At 70.5% G+C, this 16069-nt stretch carries 17 protein-coding genes; 14 read left to right on the forward strand and 3 right to left on the reverse strand.

Features of this window, described 5'->3' with window-relative positions:
• Nucleotides 1-20 precede the first annotated feature (20 nt).
• From C8E83_RS03910 to C8E83_RS03925, 4 genes are read left to right on the forward strand one after another with little or no spacing between them, the layout of a single operon-like run.
• Nucleotides 21-515, forward strand: coding sequence for a magnesium chelatase subunit ChlI family protein (locus tag C8E83_RS03910; protein WP_121368534.1), 495 nt, complete (start codon nucleotides 21-23; stop codon nucleotides 513-515).
• Nucleotides 512-1762: a DNA-processing protein DprA gene (gene dprA / locus C8E83_RS03915; RefSeq protein ID WP_245981395.1), complete on the forward strand. Its 1251-nt coding sequence runs from the start codon at nucleotides 512-514 to the stop codon at nucleotides 1760-1762. Before C8E83_RS03910 ends, dprA begins: the two co-directional genes overlap by 4 nt.
• 9 nt (nucleotides 1763-1771) lie before the next feature.
• On the forward strand, nucleotides 1772-2686 hold the full coding sequence (locus C8E83_RS03920) for a metallophosphoesterase (RefSeq protein WP_121368535.1): 915 nt from the start codon (nucleotides 1772-1774) through the stop codon (nucleotides 2684-2686).
• 14 nt (nucleotides 2687-2700) lie between these two features.
• On the forward strand, nucleotides 2701-3612 hold the full coding sequence (locus C8E83_RS03925) for a tyrosine recombinase XerC (RefSeq protein WP_121371719.1): 912 nt from the start codon (nucleotides 2701-2703) through the stop codon (nucleotides 3610-3612).
• A 55-nt stretch (nucleotides 3613-3667) separates the two neighbouring features.
• Here the strand turns inward: C8E83_RS03925 and C8E83_RS03930 are convergent, their stop codons facing one another.
• Entirely contained in the window at nucleotides 3668-4270 is a 603-nt protein-coding gene (locus C8E83_RS03930) for a M23 family metallopeptidase (protein WP_121371720.1), read from the reverse strand.
• 170 nt (nucleotides 4271-4440) lie between these two features.
• On the opposite strand from C8E83_RS03930, the gene C8E83_RS03935 reads away from it, so the two are divergent.
• From C8E83_RS03935 to C8E83_RS03980, 10 genes are all read left to right on the forward strand, one after another.
• Complete coding sequence (locus tag C8E83_RS03935; protein ID WP_121368536.1) at nucleotides 4441-5898, forward strand: sugar porter family MFS transporter; 1458 nt, start codon at nucleotides 4441-4443, stop codon at nucleotides 5896-5898.
• Between the two features lie 208 nt (nucleotides 5899-6106).
• A complete protein-coding gene (rpsB, locus tag C8E83_RS03940; protein ID WP_121368537.1) occupies nucleotides 6107-7093 on the forward strand; it encodes a 30S ribosomal protein S2 in 987 nt (328 codons plus the stop codon).
• Between the two features lie 35 nt (nucleotides 7094-7128).
• The gene (gene tsf / locus C8E83_RS03945) at nucleotides 7129-7956 is read left to right on the forward strand and encodes a translation elongation factor Ts (protein WP_121368538.1); all 828 of its coding nucleotides are present in this window, start codon (nucleotides 7129-7131) and stop codon (nucleotides 7954-7956) included.
• 115 nt (nucleotides 7957-8071) lie between these two features.
• Nucleotides 8072-8791, forward strand: a complete 720-nt coding sequence (pyrH, locus tag C8E83_RS03950) for a UMP kinase (protein WP_121368539.1) — start codon at nucleotides 8072-8074, stop codon at nucleotides 8789-8791.
• 108 nt (nucleotides 8792-8899) lie between these two features.
• Nucleotides 8900-9415, forward strand: a complete 516-nt coding sequence (gene frr / locus C8E83_RS03955) for a ribosome recycling factor (protein WP_211331752.1) — start codon at nucleotides 8900-8902, stop codon at nucleotides 9413-9415.
• Between the two features lie 8 nt (nucleotides 9416-9423).
• Nucleotides 9424-10386 carry a phosphatidate cytidylyltransferase gene (locus C8E83_RS03960; RefSeq protein WP_121371721.1) on the forward strand — a complete coding sequence of 321 codons (963 nt, stop codon included), beginning with the start codon at nucleotides 9424-9426 and terminating at the stop codon, nucleotides 10384-10386.
• A 114-nt stretch (nucleotides 10387-10500) separates the two neighbouring features.
• Nucleotides 10501-11049, forward strand: coding sequence for a DivIVA domain-containing protein (locus C8E83_RS03965; RefSeq protein WP_121368541.1), 549 nt, complete (start codon nucleotides 10501-10503; stop codon nucleotides 11047-11049).
• A gap of 93 nt (nucleotides 11050-11142) precedes the next feature.
• On the forward strand, nucleotides 11143-12072 hold the full coding sequence (locus C8E83_RS19820) for an aggregation-promoting factor C-terminal-like domain-containing protein (protein WP_245981396.1): 930 nt from the start codon (nucleotides 11143-11145) through the stop codon (nucleotides 12070-12072).
• A gap of 19 nt (nucleotides 12073-12091) precedes the next feature.
• Nucleotides 12092-12394 carry a hypothetical protein gene (locus tag C8E83_RS03975; protein ID WP_121368542.1) on the forward strand — a complete coding sequence of 101 codons (303 nt, stop codon included), beginning with the start codon at nucleotides 12092-12094 and terminating at the stop codon, nucleotides 12392-12394.
• Nucleotides 12391-13140 (forward strand): alpha/beta hydrolase, encoded by a 750-nt coding sequence (locus tag C8E83_RS03980; RefSeq protein ID WP_121368543.1) that lies wholly within the window; start codon nucleotides 12391-12393, stop codon nucleotides 13138-13140. The genes C8E83_RS03975 and C8E83_RS03980 overlap by 4 nt, the downstream gene beginning before the upstream one ends.
• A gap of 68 nt (nucleotides 13141-13208) precedes the next feature.
• Here the strand turns inward: C8E83_RS03980 and C8E83_RS03985 are convergent, their stop codons facing one another.
• Together C8E83_RS03985 and C8E83_RS03990 are read right to left on the reverse strand one after the other, a co-directional pair.
• Nucleotides 13209-14267, reverse strand: a complete 1059-nt coding sequence (locus tag C8E83_RS03985) for an AI-2E family transporter (protein ID WP_121368544.1) — start codon at nucleotides 14265-14267, stop codon at nucleotides 13209-13211.
• Entirely contained in the window at nucleotides 14264-16015 is a 1752-nt protein-coding gene (locus C8E83_RS03990; protein ID WP_121368545.1) for a coiled-coil domain-containing protein, read from the reverse strand. The genes C8E83_RS03985 and C8E83_RS03990 overlap by 4 nt, the downstream gene beginning before the upstream one ends.
• Nucleotides 16016-16069 lie beyond the last annotated feature (54 nt).

Here is a 16069-nt window from a genome sequence, read left to right on the forward strand (position 1 = left end):
AGTCAAAGTAGCGCCATAAGATGGCGGCCAATCCCTGCCCCTGCGGGCAGTACGGCGCGCGGGACGCCGCGTGCACGTGCTCGGCCCAGTCGCGGCGGCGCTACCTGGCCCGGCTCTCCGGGCCGCTCGTCGACCGCATCGACATGCAGCTCCGGGTGGCCCGGATCGCGTCGGCGCAGTTCCGGCTGGCGGAGAGCGGCGAGGTCACCACGGTCTCGACGGCCGATGCCCGCGAACGGGTCCTCGGCGCACGTGCGCGTGCCCGCGAACGCCTGCGCGCGACCCCGTGGTCTCTGAACGCGGAGGTGCCCGGGCAGTTCCTCCGCAGCGGCGACCGACGCCTCGACGCCTCGCGCACGGGCGCGATCGATCGCGCCCTCGAACTCGGCACGCTGACCATGCGGGGCTACGACCGCGTTCTCCGCCTGGCCTGGACTCTCGCCGACCTCGATGGCGCCGACCGGCCCGACCGCTCGCACGTCTCGAATGCGCTGGCGCTGAGGAGGTCGCTGTGACCGGGCGAGGGCTGCTCGCTGGCTTCGGCGACGGCGAGATTGCCGACATGCTCGGCGGTGTCGGCCGCGCTGGCGGCGCTGACAATGTCGCCCGCGCTGCGGGCGCCGGCGGCGCCGGGGCGAATGACGCCCTCGCCAGCGCCGTGTGGTCGTGCCTCACAGAGCCGGGCGACGGCGCAGCAGGCCTTCTGCGTCTGGCTCTGGGGCCGGCCGGTGCTCTGGCGGCGCTCGAACTGCCCGACGACGAGATCGTGCGCCGCCTCGAGGCACGCGGTGCCGGCGAGGCGTCCCGTGTCGATCTCACCGGCGCGCGCAAGCGCTGGGAGCCGCGCATGTCGGCGACCGCCGTGCGATCCGCCTTCCGCGCCGCGTCCGTCCTCGGGGTGCGCCTCGTCGTTCCCGGCGACGCCGAGTGGCCCGCGGGCCTCGACGATCTCGGCCTCCACGGCCCGGCAGCGCTCTGGATCCGGGGCGACGCGGGTGCGCTCACCGCGAGACCCGGCATCGCGATCGTGGGGAGTCGTGCCGCGACCGGCTACGGCGAACATGTCGCAGCCGACCTCTCGGACGGTCTGAGCACTCGAGGGTGGTCGGTGTTCTCGGGCGGCGCGTACGGCATCGACGGAATGGCGCACCGTACGACCGTGGCGTCCGACGGCCTCACGGTCGCCATCATGGCGGGCGGCGTCGACCGCTACTACCCGGCCGGGAACGCCGACCTGCTCCGCCGCGTCGCGGAGACGGGTGCGGTGGTCGCCGAGGCGCCCTGCGGAACCACGCCGTCGCGCTGGAGATTCCTCCAGCGGAACAGGCTCCTCGCCGCCACGACGGCGGCGACCGTCGTCGTGGAGGCCGGGCATCGCTCGGGCGCGCTGAACACGGCCAACCACGCTCGCGCGCTCGAGCGGCCCCTGGGCGCCGTGCCCGGTCCGGTGACCTCGCCCGCGTCGGCCAGCTGCCACCGGCTCCTCCGGGAGGGCGGCGCCGAGTGCGTGACGAGCCCTGACGACGTCGTCGCGCTCGTGACCGGAGGCGTCCTCGACGACGTCGCCCGCTACGGGCCCGGTCGCGACGCACCAGGCGAGATGCGAGTCCTCGACGCCCTGTCGACCCGGTCCGCGCAAACGGACCTCGACGTCGCGCGACGCTCTGGTCTCGCCGCGGGCGAGATACGGGGGATCCTGGCTGTGCTCGAACTCGGCGGCCGCGCCGAGGAGCGCGAGACCGGCTGGGTGAGATGTCATTAGGCTCGGGCCGTGACCGTCTCCGCGACCCCGCCGACACCCGACTTCACCATCGCGCACCTCAGCGACACGCACTTCCTCGGCGGTCGCGCCCCGTGGGGCGGCGTGATCGACACCGACACGCAGATCGAGTCCGCTCTCGCGCAGCTGACGCGCTCAGGGCGCCGCCCCGACGCGATCGTGCTCACGGGCGACCTCACCGATCTCGGCGAGCCCGAGGCCTATCGCCGCCTCCGCGCCATCGTCGAGCCCGTCGCCGACGACCTCGGGGCGCAGCTGGTCTGGGTCATGGGCAACCACGACGAGCGCGGCGTCTACGCGCGCGAGCTCTTCGGGGAAGACCTCGAAGGGCCCGACGAAGACCATCCCCAGGATCGCGTCTACGACGTCCGGGGGCTGCGGATCATCGCCTTCGACAGCACCGTGCCCGGGTATCACCACGGCGACGTCGACGCGGCGCAGCTGGAATGGCTGCGCGGGGTTCTCGCGGATCCTGCGCCCCACGGAACCCTGCTGGCACTGCATCACCCGCCGATCAAGACGCCGCTCGAGCTGATGAACCTGCTGCAGCTGCAGCACCAGGACGACCTCGCGGAGGTGATACGCGGCACGGACGTGCGAGGCGTGCTCGGCGGTCACCTGCACTACTCGACGTTCGGGCTGTTCGCGGGTGTGCCGGTCTCGGTGGCGTCGGCCACCTGCAACACCATGGACCTCACGGCGCCGCCGCGCGAGCTGCGGCAGATCGACGCGCTGCGGACCTTCTCGCTCGTGCACGTCTACCCCGACGGACTCACGCACTCCGTGCTTCCCGTCGACGACTACGAGCCGGTCGAGACCCTCGACTCCGACTTCCTCGCCCGTATCGAGGCTCTTCCCGCGGCCGAGCAGTTCGAGCGATTCTCGAAGAAGCGGACGATCGGCTGATCGTGGCGGAGTCGATGGCGCGCGCGGTCGAGGACTTCCTCGGCCACCTGCGGCACGCCCGCGGCCTCAGCGACAACACGGTGCGCGCCTACGGCACCGACCTCGACGCCCTCGTGGCCGACATCGGCTGGAGAGTCGACGGCACGCCCGGCGTCGACGGGCTCGACCTCGAGACCCTGCGCGACTGGCTCTGGCGCTCGACGGAGCAGAAGCTCGCCCGAGCCACCATCGCCCGGCGCTCGGCGTCGGCGCGAGGCTTCACGAAGTGGCTGCACGAGAGCGGCCGCCTGCCGACCGATGTCGGGGCACGTCTCCGTGCGCCGAAGGCCGAGTCGCACCTCCCGCGGGTCCTCACCGAAGAGCAGGTCGACGGGGTCCTGCGCGGGCTCGCCGAGAGGGCGGCCGGCGGCGAACCCGGCGCCGTGCGCGATCTCGCCGTGATCGAGCTGCTCTACGGGTCGGGGCTGCGGGTCTCCGAGCTCACCGGACTCGACAGAGGCGGCGTCGATCTGGAGCGCCTCACGGTCCGTGTGCTCGGCAAGGGGGCGAAGCAGCGCGTCGTTCCGTTCGGCGTGCCGGCCGCCGCCGCCCTGTCGGCCTACCTCGACCGCGGAAGGCCCGTCCTCGCCGCCCAGGAGGGCGCGGACCCCGCCGCGTTCTTCCTCGGCCGATCGGGCCGGCGTCTCGGCTCCCGCGCGGTCTACTCGCTCGTCGCGCGTCTCCTCGAGCCGCTGCCAGGCTCGGGCCCCGCGGGGCCGCACGCCCTCCGTCACACCGCGGCGACCCACCTCCTCGACGGCGGAGCCGACCTCCGGGCCGTCCAGGAGCTCCTCGGGCACGCGAGCCTCGGCACGACGCAGATCTACACGCACGTCTCCACCGAGCGCCTCCGCGAGAGCTACCGCTCGGCGCACCCGCGCGCCTGAACCCGACGGGGCCGCCGCGTGGTGCCCCGCTCCCTGCCGCCGCGCCACCGGCCCGTCACGGCACCGGGCGCGTCGGCAGCAGCACGGCCGGCCGCAGCTCACCGAGCAGGAGCAGCGGATTCACGTACCGCCCATCGACCCGCGCGCCCAGATGCAGGCACACCGACACGCCGCAGTGCCCGGTCACGAGGACCCCGATCGGCTGCCCCCGCGCGACCGCCTCACCCTGCTTCACGACGCCCGCGACCGGCTCGAAGCTCGACAGCACGCCGCCGCGATGCTCGATCGACACCACCGGGCGGTCCACGACCGTGCCCGTGAAGTGCACGACCCCCGCCTCGGGCGCGACGACGACGGCCCCGTCCGCGGCGGCGATGTCGACGCCGCGATGGCCGGGCGACCACGCCTCGGCCGGCTGGACGTAGCCGCGCACCACGTCGTGCGGTGCGGGCAGCGGCCACGTCCACCGGCCCGTGAGCGACGACGGCACGGCCGGCGCCGCACTGGAGACCGGGGCCGCCGCCGCCTGCTCGAGCACCACCCCCGGCGCCACGCCCGAGAGCACGACCAGGGCGAGCAGGAGCACCGCGAGAGCACCTCGGCAGAGTCGGGCGGGCGGACGCGGCCGTGCGGGCGGAGAATCGGGCGAGCGGGACATACGCCGATCCTGCTGCGTGATCGACCGCTCGCCGGACGGCGTATGGTGCAGGTGGTGCACAACGTTTCGTGCATCGCATTTGTGGGGGAGAGGTGATCACGAGTCGCCCTCCTCGGAGCGCTTCCGCGACGGAAGCCGACGGGGCCGCGAGAACGGCCCGCTGAGAAGAGATGAGTACCGTGTCACAACCGACCACATCACCGATCGAACTGAGAAGGCTCGACCGCAAGGTCACCGCCCTGGCTGTCGTCGCGGCCATCGGCGGCTTCCTGTTCGGCTTCGACTCGTCGGTCATTAACGGCGCAGTGAACTCGATCACGTCGCACTTCAAGATCCCCGAGGCTCTTTCGGGCTTCACCGTGGCGTCGGCCCTGATCGGCTGCGCTGTCGGCGCGTACGTCGCCGGTCGCCTGGCCGACCGCATGGGCCGCATCCGCGTCATGCTGATCGGCTCGGGACTCTTCCTCGTCTCGTCGATCGGGGCGGGCCTCTCGTTCGCCGTGTGGGACTTCGTCCTGTGGCGCCTCATCGGCGGACTCGGCATCGGCATCGCCTCGGTCATCGCGCCCGCGTACATCTCCGAGGTCAGCCCGAAGGCGATCCGCGGCCGGCTCGCGTCGTTCCAGCAGCTCGCCATCACCCTCGGCATCTTCGCGGCCCTGCTCTCCGACCAGCTGCTCGTCACGGGCAACAACGGCGACGCCTCGGCCAACCTCGGCCCGTTCGAGGCCTGGCGGTGGATGTTCCTGGTCGGCATCATCCCGTCCGTGGTCTACGGCGTCCTCGCGCTGACGCTTCCCGAATCGCCGCGCTATCTCGCTGGTGCGGGCCGGCGGGACGACGCCCGTGACGTGCTGTCGAAGATCGTGCCGACCGAGACGGTCGAGACGAACCTGAAGGACATCGAGGACGCCATCCAGAAGGAGGCCTCGATGGAGACGAAGGCGAGCATCCGCGGCACCGTTCTGGGGCTCAAGGGCATCGTCTGGGTGGGCATCATCCTGGCGATCCTGCAGCAGTTCGTCGGAATCAACGTGATCTTCTACTACTCGACGACGCTCTGGCAGGCCGTGGGGTTCAAGGCGTCGCAGTCGTTCCTCATCTCGACGATCTCGTCGATCATCAACGTCGTCGTCACGTTCGTCGCGATCATCTGGGCCGACCGCTGGGGTCGCCGCCCGCTGCTCATCGCCGGCTCGGTCGGCATGACGCTGAGCCTCGCCTTCATGGCGATCGCGTTCAGCCAGTCGCACCTCGTGAACGGCAATCCGCAGCTGCCCGGCGCCTGGGGCCCGATCGCCCTCGTCGCGGCCAACATCTTCGTCATCTCGTTCGGCGCCACCTGGGGTCCGCTCATGTGGGTCCTGCTCGGCGAGATGTTCCCTCCCGGCATCCGCGCCGCCGCGCTGGGCATCGGCTCGACCTTTAACTGGATCGCGAACTTCGTCGTCACCGTGATGTTCCCCGTCCTGGCCGGCATCAACCTCGCGTTCGCCTACGGGATCTTCGCGTTCTTCGCCCTGGTGTCGTTCTTCTTCGTGTTCTTCAAGATCAAGGAGACCAAGGGCCGCTCGCTCGAGGAGATGGGCGAATCCGCCCTCGCGGGGGAGGCCTCCGCGCGGGCCTAGGCCTGCTATTATTGCCACGCAGCCCGCTCGGCGGGCTGACTTCGCGCGCCTACAGCATTCGCAACCGAATGCATCCGGCACCATCCCCACTCGGTCCCTCGTAGAGGGCGGGAGCATGGGCCCGGGCGCCAGGCAGAGGCGGTCGACCGACCGTCCATCCAACCGAAAAGCGTGCGCGCGTGAGCGCGCAGAGAAAAGGAGAACGGCCATGGCCGTCGTCACCATCCGCCAGCTGCTCGACAGCGGCGTCCACTTCGGACACCAGACCCGCCGCTGGAACCCGAAGGTGAAGCGCTTCATCCTCGCCGAGCGCTCGGGCATCCACATCATCGACCTCCAGCAGTCGCTCGGCTACATCGACAAGGCCTACGACTTCGTCAAGGAGACCGTCGCGCACGGCGGCACCATCCTCTTCGTTGGCACCAAGAAGCAGGCTCAGGGCTCGATCTCCGAGCAGGCGATCCGCGTCGGCCAGCCCTTCGTCAACCAGCGCTGGCTCGGTGGCCTCCTCACCAACTTCCAGACGGTCTCGAAGCGCCTCGCTCGCATGAAGGAGCTCGAGGAGATCGACTTCGACGACACCACCCAGGGCTTCACCAAGAAAGAGCTCCTGATCAAGAAGCGCGAGCTCGACAAGCTCCACAAGACGCTCGGTGGTATCCGCAACCTCACGAAGACGCCGTCGGCACTCTGGGTCGTCGACACCAAGAAGGAGCACCTCGCGATCGACGAGGCCAAGAAGCTGGGCATCCCGGTCATCGGCATCCTCGACACGAACTGCGACCCCGACGAGATCAACTTCCCGATCCCGGGCAACGACGACGCGATCCGCTCGGTGGGCCTGCTCACCCGCATCGTCGCCGACGCCGCGGCCGAGGGTCTGATCCAGCGCCACCAGAAGCCCGACGAGAACGACGCGGTCGCCGCCGAGCCCCTCGCCGAGTGGGAGGCCGAGCTCCTCGCGCAGACCACCGAGGCCGACGACAAGCAGGCCGTCGAGCTCCGCGAGGCCGTCGCCTCCGTGGGCGAGAAGACCGAGGCTCCCGAGCCGACCGAGGAGAACGACGCCGACGCGCAGGTCGCCGAGAAGGCCCTGGGCGAGCCCGTCGCCGAGCCGGTGGCCGAGGCCGACCCCGAGGTCGCGAACGCGGTCGACGCCGACGCCGCTGCGGTCGACGCCGAGTCGTCCAAGTAATCCCTTCTCTCAGCAAGCCACGAAAGGGCACATCCATGGCCAACTACTCCCTGGCTGACGTCAAGGTCCTCCGCGACCGTCTCGGCGCCGGCATGCTCGACTCCAAGAACGCTCTCGTCGAGGCGGAGGGCGACCTCGAGAAGGCGATCGAGATCCTGCGCGTCAAGGGTCTGAAGGGCGTCGCCAAGCGCGAGGGCCGCACCACCACGGCCGGTCTCGTGACCGCCGCCGAGGGCACCGGCTCCGCGACGATCATCGAGCTCGCCAGCGAGACCGACTTCGTCGCGAAGAACGAGAAGTTCATCGCTCTCGCCGAGAACGTCCTGACGGCCGTCGCGGCCGCCGGTGCGACGTCGGTCGAGGCCGGCAACGCTAGCGCCATCGAGGGCACCACGGTCGAGTCGTTCGTCAACGACGAGGCCGCGCTGCTCGGTGAGAAGGTCGAGCTCCGCCAGGTCGCGACCGTCTCCGGCGACCACTTCGCGATCTACCTCCACAAGACCTCCAAGGACCTGCCTCCGCAGGTCGGCGTGGTCGTGGGCTACACCGGCGGCGACGCCGAGACCGCCCGCTCGATCGCTCAGCACATCGCCTTCGCCGCGCCGACGTTCCTGTCGCGCGACGAGGTCCCGGCCGACGACGTCGAGCGCGAGCGCGCCATCGTCGAGGAGACTGCGAAGAACGAGGGCAAGCCGGAGGCGGCGCTGCCCAAGATCATCGAGGGTCGCCTGACCGGCTACTTCAAGGAGATCGTCCTCCTCGACCAGGCCTACGCGAAGGACAGCAAGCTGTCGGTGCAGAAGGTCGTCGACGAGGCGGGCATGACCATCCAGGGCTTCGCCCGCGTGAAGGTCGGCGCGTAACAGCGACGTGAAGGGGTTCGAGACGAGCAATCGTCTCGAACCCCTTTTCCATGCACCCCGATACCCTGACACCAACCGTCCGGCGCGCGCGGGCGCCGTCGAGAGAGGCCACATCATGAAGACACCGAAGACCAACCGCAGGCGCGTCCTCCTCAAGCTCTCCGGCGAGGCGTTCGGCGGCGGATCGCTCGGCGTGAACCCCGACGTCGTCAGCCAGCTCGCGGGCGAGATCGCCGAGGCCTCGAAAGACGTCGAGGTCGCGATCGTCGTCGGCGGCGGCAACTTCTTCCGCGGCGCCGAGCTCAGCCAGCGTGGCATGGAGCGCGGCCGGGCCGACTACATGGGCATGCTCGGCACCGTCATGAACGCCCTGGCCCTCCAGGACTTCCTCGAGCAGACCGGCGCGTCGACCCGCGTCCAGTCCGCCATCTCCATGACGCAGGTGGCCGAGCCCTACATCCCGCGGCGCGCGGGCCGCCATCTCGAGAAGGGCCGCATCGTTATCTTCGGCGCAGGAGCAGGCCTCCCGTACTTCTCGACCGACACGGTGTCCGCCCAGCGCGCCCTCGAGATCGGCGCCGACGAGGTCCTGGTGGCCAAGAATGGCGTCGACGGGGTTTACTCCGACGACCCGCGGACCAACCCGGCGGCGACGAAGTACGACCACCTGACCTACCAGGACGCCCTCGTCAAGGGCCTCAAGGTGGTCGACTCGACCGCGTTCAGCCTCTGCATGGACAACGGCATGCCCATGCACGTGTTCGGCATGGAGCCTGCGGGCAACGTGGCGAAGGCGATCCTGGGCGAGCGCATCGGAACCCTCGTCAGCAACTGATCGCGACGCGGCGGGCCGGGCGTCCGCCCACCGCCGCCCGAGTAAGCTGACCAAGACATAAGGAGCATTGTGGCGATCACAGACGTACTCAGCGAGACCAAAGAGAAGATGGGCAAGGCCGTCGACGTCGCGAAAGACGACTTCAACACGGTCCGCACCGGTCGCATCAACCCGGCCCTCTTCCAGAAGATCCCGGTCGACTACTACGGCACGCCCACCCCGCTGTCGCAGCTCGCGTCGCTGCAGGTCCCCGAGGCCCGCACGATGATCGTCACGCCGTACGACAAGACGGCGCTGAAAGAGATCGAGAAGGCCATCGCGACCTTCCCGAACCTCGGGGCCAGCCCGACGAACGACGGCACCATCGTCCGCGTGACGATCCCCGAGCTCACGCAGGACCGCCGCAAGGAGTTCGTGAAGATCGTCAAGACGAAGGGCGAGGACGCCAAGATCGCGATCCGCAACATCCGCCGCAAGGCGAAAGACGACCTCGACTCGCAGAGCGATGTCGGCGAGGACGAGATCGCCCGCGCCGAGAAGGAGCTCGAGGCGATCACCAAGAGCTTCGTCGACCAGATCGACGAGGCCCTCAAGAAGAAGGAAGCCGAGCTGCTCGAGGTCTGATGGCGCGCATGGACGACGACCCAGGCGCTCCCGAGCACCACCAGACCGGAGCCGAGCGCGCGCAGGCGGCCCGCTCCGACATCGAGGCGCAGCTGCGTGCGCAGCGCGCGAGGCTCGAGGCGAGCAACGAGAAGCTGACGGCCCGCACCGGCCGCAACCTGCCGGCGGCGATCGGCATCGGGCTGGGCCTCGGCGGCTCGGTGCTGGTGAGCCTGATCCTGTTCAAGGCGCTCTTCATGATCGTCGCCGTCGTCCTGATCTTCTTCATCGTCTTCGAGCTGACGACCGCGATCCGGGCCGCGGGGCGCGACGTCCCGCGTGTGCCGAGCGTCGCGGTCGGCATCGCGATCGTCCCCGCCTCGTACTTCTTCCGGGCGGAAGGGCAGTGGCTGACGCTGATCGGCGGCATCGTCGTGATCTCGCTGTGGCGGCTCGCCCTGCAACTGGGCTCGTCCCGGCGCACCGGCGCGACGGACCTCTGGCGCGACCTCGGCTCCGGCGCGTTCGTGCAGATCTACACGACCTTCCTCGGGTCGTTCCTCGTGCTCCTCACAGCTCAGCCCGGCGGGCAGTGGTGGGCTCTCGCGACCCTCATCGTCGTCATCTCGGTCGACACGGGCGCCTACGCGACGGGTCTGTCCTTCGGCAAGCACCCGATGGCACCGCGGATCAGCCCGAAGAAGACCTGGGAGGGCTTCGCCGGCTCGGTGGCGGCCGCGATGATCGCGGGCGTGCTGATCTCGCTCTTCATGATCCACCAGCCCTGGTGGCTCGGCCTGGTCATGGGCGCCGTTCTCACCCTCACGGCGACGATGGGAGACCTCACCGAGTCGCTGATCAAACGCGACCTCGGCATCAAGGACATCTCGACCTGGCTGCCCGGTCACGGCGGGTTCCTCGATCGGCTCGACTCCACGCTGCCGTCGGCCGTCGTGGCTTACGCGCTGTACCTCATCTTCGCCGCGCACTAGGCGACGCTCGCGACGCGCATCCTGCGACTCGCGCGAACGCGCATCAGGCGATGCTCGCGACGCGCACAGGTCGCACTCACGTCCTCCCTCGGAAACGTACGGCACAATGGGCGCGTGAGTTCGACTTTTTCCACGGTGAGCGGTTCGCAGCGCGGCTATGACGTCCAGCAGGTCGAGGCCTTCCTCGCCGAGGCCCGCAGCGCGTACTCCGGCGAGCCCGACGCCCCGCACGTCACCGCCGAGACCATCCGCCAGACCGCCTTCGCGATGGTCAAGAACGGCTACATCCCCGAGCAGGTCGACTCCGCACTCGAGCGGCTCGAAGACGCCTTCGCCATGCGCGAGCGTGAGCGCGTGCTCCGCGAGACCGGGGACGAGACCTGGTTCACGCAGGCGCGGTCGGTGGCCGAGGCGATCGTGAACCGGCTCGACCGCCCCGAGAAGCACCGCTTCGACCGAGTCTCGTTCCTGTCGAACGGCTACGACACCGGCGACGTCGACCGCCTCGTCGAGAAGCTCAAGGGCTACTTCTCCGAGGGCAAGGCTCTCAGCATCGAAGACGTCCGCACGAGCGTCTTCCGGCCGAAGCGCGGCGGGTACCGCGAGGGCCAGGTCGACCTGGTGCTCGACAGCGTCGTCGACGTGATGCTGGCCGTCCGCTGACGGTTTCCCCGTGTCGATCACGGGGTGCAGGATCCGACTCACCGTGGTTCGGCCTTGGCGGCTCGTGATCCGTCCGTTATAGTTGTCGGACTTATGGGTAGGCACGCGGCAGTACACGTATCCGGTAAGGCTCGTCCGACAGACGCCGACGCTCTCGCGTCGGCAGGCGCCGTCGACGAGGAGTTCCGCCGGGAGGGCGTCGAGCGACCCTCCGCGACGCAGACGGGCGACCGCGCTGCGGCCACCGCCGGGTCACGTCGGGCGCTTCGCGAGGCGGCTGCGACGGCCGCCGCGGCTGAGGTCGCGCGGCCCGTGGCTGCTCCTGCGCCCGCCGTCAAGCGCGTCGTCTCACCGGCGCCGGTCGCCATCGACGCGCCGGCCTTCCGTCGCCCGATCCTCACGCGCAAGCGCGTCGCACTGCCCCTCGTGGGCTTCGCCGCGACCTTCGCCTTCGTCTCGGGCTCGCTGATCAACCCGCTGTCGGGCGCCTACGCCTCCACCGCCTCGGGCACCGACGTCGCCACTCCGGCCGTCGCGACCCGTATCGCCGGCCAGAACTACCAGGTGACGGCGACGGGCGGCCCGTCCGCCTCGCGCGACAGCTACACCGTCAACTACACGCCGCCGGTGGTGAAGAAGGCCACCGTCAAGGCGACCACCACGTCGACGAGTTCGGCCACGACCACCACGACCGCGACTGCTCCCGTCGCCGGCACGCCCGACCCCGGCAGCGCGCAGGCGATCGGCGCCCAGATGGTCGCCGCACGCGGTTGGGGCACCGACCAGTACAACTGCCTCGTCTCGCTCTGGAACAAAGAGTCCGGCTGGAACGTCTACGCCTCGAACCCGAGCGGCGCCTACGGAATCCCGCAGGCCCTGCCGGGCAGCAAGATGTCGAGCGCCGGTGCCGACTGGCAGACCAGCGCCGCCACCCAGATCACCTGGGGTCTCGGCTACATCCAGGGCCACTACGGCACTCCGTGCGCGGCCTGGGCGCACTCCGAAGCCGACAACTGGTACTGATCCTCCCGGGGTCGCCCTCATGCCGCGCAGCAACCGCCCACGGCGCGGATCGTCACGCCCCGACGGCGACGACGAGGCCGGCGACCTCTCGCGTGTCCTCTACGGCGGCCAGCACACCGAGATCCGTCGCGGGCGCGCGTACACGGTCCAGGCGATCGCCGGCACGTCGTCGACGAAGCCGTACGTCTGCCCGGGCTGCACGCTGACCATCGAGCCCGGCACCCCGCACATCGTCGCCTGGCCCGCCGACGGGCTGTTCGGCGAGGAAGCCGATCTCGCCTCCCGGCGACACTGGCACAACCACTGCTGGAGGATCTCATGACGGCAGGCCACCCCGAGGCCGAGTCGACCGAGCGCATCGAGGTGCGCGGCGGCGTCCTCCTGCCCGCGAAGCGCGCAGACATCGAGCTGCACACCGACGACGGCCTCACTCTCGTCGGGGAGCTCTCGGTTCCTGCCGACCGCGCCCCCGTCGCGACGCTGCTGACGCTGCACCCGCTGCCGACCGCGGGCGGCTTCATGGACAGCCACATCATCCGCAAGGCCGCCGCCCGACTTCCGGCCCAGGCCGACCTCGCCGTGCTCCGGTTCAACTTCCGCAGCGTCTCGTCGCCCCGGGGCCGCTCCGAGGGCGAGTTCGGCGACGGCGAGACCGAGGGCTACGACCTCGCGGCGGCGATCGCCTTCCTGGACGAGCAGGGTCTGCCCACGCCGTGGCTGGTGGGCTGGTCGTTCGGCACCGAGGTGGCGATCAAGCACGGTCTCGAGCACGAGATCGCAGGAGCAGTGCTCCTGTCGCCGCCCCTCCGCCGCGCCACCGCTGACGAGCTCGCCCGCTGGCACGGGGCTGGTCGGCGCCTCGTCGCCGTGATCCCCGAGTTCGACGACTTCCTGCGACCCGCCGAGGCCCGGCAGCAGTTCGCCAGTGTGCCCGAGACCGAGCTCGTGGAGGTGGAGGGCGGCAAGCACCTGTGGGTGGGCGAGAACCAGACCCGTCGAGTTCTCAGCGAGATCGTCCGCGTCGTGAACCCCGACGCCCTGCCGCTCGGCGAGCACTGGCCCGCCTGACCCCGCCCCGCGACAAAACGCGACACCTGCGACCCGACCGCGCGTCGCAGGTGTCGCGTTTCGTCGCGCTAGCGCTCGTTCTGCCGGGGTATGACCACCTCGCGCACGATCAGCAGCACCGCCGCCGCCACGGGAACCGCGATGAGCGCACCGAGCACGCCGAGCAGCGTGCCGCCCACCAGAGCCGAGATGATGACGATGACGCCGGGCACCTTGACCGCCTGGCGCATGACGCGGGGCGAGAAGACGTACGCCTCGACCTGCATGTAGATGAGGTACCAGACGGCGATCGAGATCCAGGTCGCAGGGGAGAGCGGCAGGAGAGCGACCTGGGCGCAGACGATGACAGCGGCGGCGCCGACCGTGCCGACGAGCGGGATGAGCGCGCCGATGAACGCCAGGAACGCGAAGAAGGCCGGCAGCTGCGCCCCGACGATCGACAGCACGATGAAGCTCAGCACGCCGTTCAGCAGGGCGAGGGCGACCTGGCCGATGACGTAGCGGCCCACCGAGGCGCTGATGGCGTCGGCGAGTCGGGCGAACTCCGACCGGCTCGACTTCGGCACCAGCTGGTACAGGCCGCTCTTCATGCTCTTGAGCGAGGCCATGAAGTAGAGCGTGAGGATCAGCACGATGATGGTGCCTGTGACCCCGTTGGTGATGGCGACACCGACCGCGAGCACGCCGCCGCCGATGGTCACGATGTTCTTCGGGTCGGTGAGGAAGCCGATCACCGTGTTCAGGGCATCCTGCACGTTGAAGACGTTCTTCGGCACGAGCGACTGCAGGTTGTCGACGAACTGCTGGGCGGTGAGGCTCTGCAGGTAGGTCGCGAGATTGTTCACGAGGTCGGTCGTCTGGCTGACGATGGTCGGCACGATCGCGAAGACGACGCCGACGAACGCGGCGAGGACGGCCACCATGACGATCGCGACGGCGGCGGGCCGAGGCACCCGGCGCGCCTCGAGGAAGGCCACGACCGGGTCGAGGCCGAGCGCGAGGAAGAGGGCGACGCCGACGTAGGTCAGGATCGTCGAGAGCTCGCCGAGCGCCGTTCCGATGAGGACGGCCGCCAGGACGCCGAGCCCGCCGAACAGGCCCAGCCGGAACGCGCCGTGGATTCTCACTCGGGGGAGACCTGCTCGATCTGGCCGATGCTCTGGCGGACGTTCTCGAAGTACGCGGCCACCTGGTCGCGCTCGCGCGTGATCTCCGCGAGGCGCTCCTCCGCGTCGCCGATGATGTCGCGCGCCTGACGCTCGGCGTCCTTCACGACGAACTCGGCCCGCGACTGCGCGTTGCTGATGGTCTCGCCTGCGACGCGCTCGGCGTCGAGCCGGGTGGTGCGCGCCTCGGTGTACGCGGCCTCCTCGGCCGCCCGCGACTCGCGGCGCTTCGTCTCGGCCCGTGCGGTGACGTCGGCCAGCTGCCGGTTCGCCTCGTCGAGATAGGTCTGGGTCTCGGCGACGGCGTCGTTGTGGCGGCTGATGAAGTCCTGCTCGGCCTCGTCGCGCTTGGTGGCGAGCTCGGCGTCGAGGTCACGGCGCGCCTCGGCGGCCTCGCGCTCGAGGATCCCGTGCACCCGCTCGCGCTCCGCGCGGAGCTCGGCGTCGAGGGTCTCGCGCTCGTTCTGGAGGCGGGCGCGCTGCTCCTCGTCGTCGTGAGCGAGTCGGGCGCGCGTCTCGGCGAGGTCGGCCTCGAGGTCGGCCTTGGCCTGAGCCTCCTCCGCGGCGAGGCGAGCGGCCTGGTCGGCGACCTCGCGTGCGAGGGTCGACCGCGTCTGCTCCTGCTCGCGCTCGATCTGCTCGCGGCTCTGGCGCTCGGTGCGCTCGATCTCGTCGCGGCTGGCGGCCTTCGCGGCCTCGATGTCGTCGTGGGCGTCGGCGACCTCGCGGTCGAGGTCGGCGCGCGTGGACTCGGCTTCGCGCTCGAGAGCCGTGCGCTGCGCCTGCGCGTCGGCGGCGAGGGCCTCGCGGGCGGCGGAGATCTCGCGCTCGAGAGCGGCGCGCTGGTTCTCGCGGTCGTCGTCCAGCTCTTCGCGGGTGTTGATGACCTCGCGGTCGAGGGCGTCGCGGCGGCTGCTGACCTCGCGCTCGAGCTCGGCGCGGGTGGTCTCGTCGAGGCGTGCGAGGTCGTCCCTGACCGTGGCGGCCTCGAGCTCGAGGTCGGCCCGCTGCCGCTCGGAGTCGCTGAGGAACCGGGCCCGCCCCTCTTCGGTCTGGCGGTCGAGGTCGGCGGCCTCCTCGCGCGCACGGGCCAGGTCGCCTTCGACCTGCTGCCGGAGCTCGGCGACCTCGCGCTCGGCGTCGGAGCGCAGGGCCGCGGCCGTGCGCGTGGCCGTCGACACGGCCTCCGCCGCCTCGGTGGTGGCGGTGGCACGCGTGGCGGCGGCGTCGCGCTCGGCGTCGGCGATCATCGCCGCGGCATCGGCGCGTGCGCGCTCGACGAGCCGGTCGGCCTCGCCGGTGGACTCCTCGACCTGGGCGGCGGCGCGCCCGCGAGCGTCGTCGAGCATGTCGGCGGCGCGCTCGCCCGCCTCTTCGACGATGCGCTGCGCCTCGGCGGCGGAGGAGGTGCGCAACTCCGACGCGTTCTTCTCGGTCGTCGCGATGAGGCGACTCGACTGCTCTTCGGCCACGCGGAGGGTCGACTCGAGCTTCGCACCGAGACCGCGGTAGCTGGGGGCTCCGACCTCGTCGAGCTCGGCCTCGAGGTCGGCGATGCGCTGCTGGAGCTGACGACCCTGGTCGGCCACGTCGGCCCGGTCGTTGTTCGCCTTGATGAGCTCGCGGCGCAGGTCGCCCAGGGCCTTGTCGACCTCCTCCTTGCGGTAGCCGCGCAGCTCGGTGCCGAACTCTGCCTCGTCTGTCGCCACGTCTTCTCCTGAATGGTCTCCGGGCCCGCAAAGGGCGAACCTCCGCATTTTAGC

Origin of the sequence: Frondihabitans australicus (assembly GCF_003634555.1) — a bacterium.
Taxonomy (GTDB): Bacteria; Actinomycetota; Actinomycetes; order Actinomycetales; family Microbacteriaceae; genus Frondihabitans; species Frondihabitans australicus.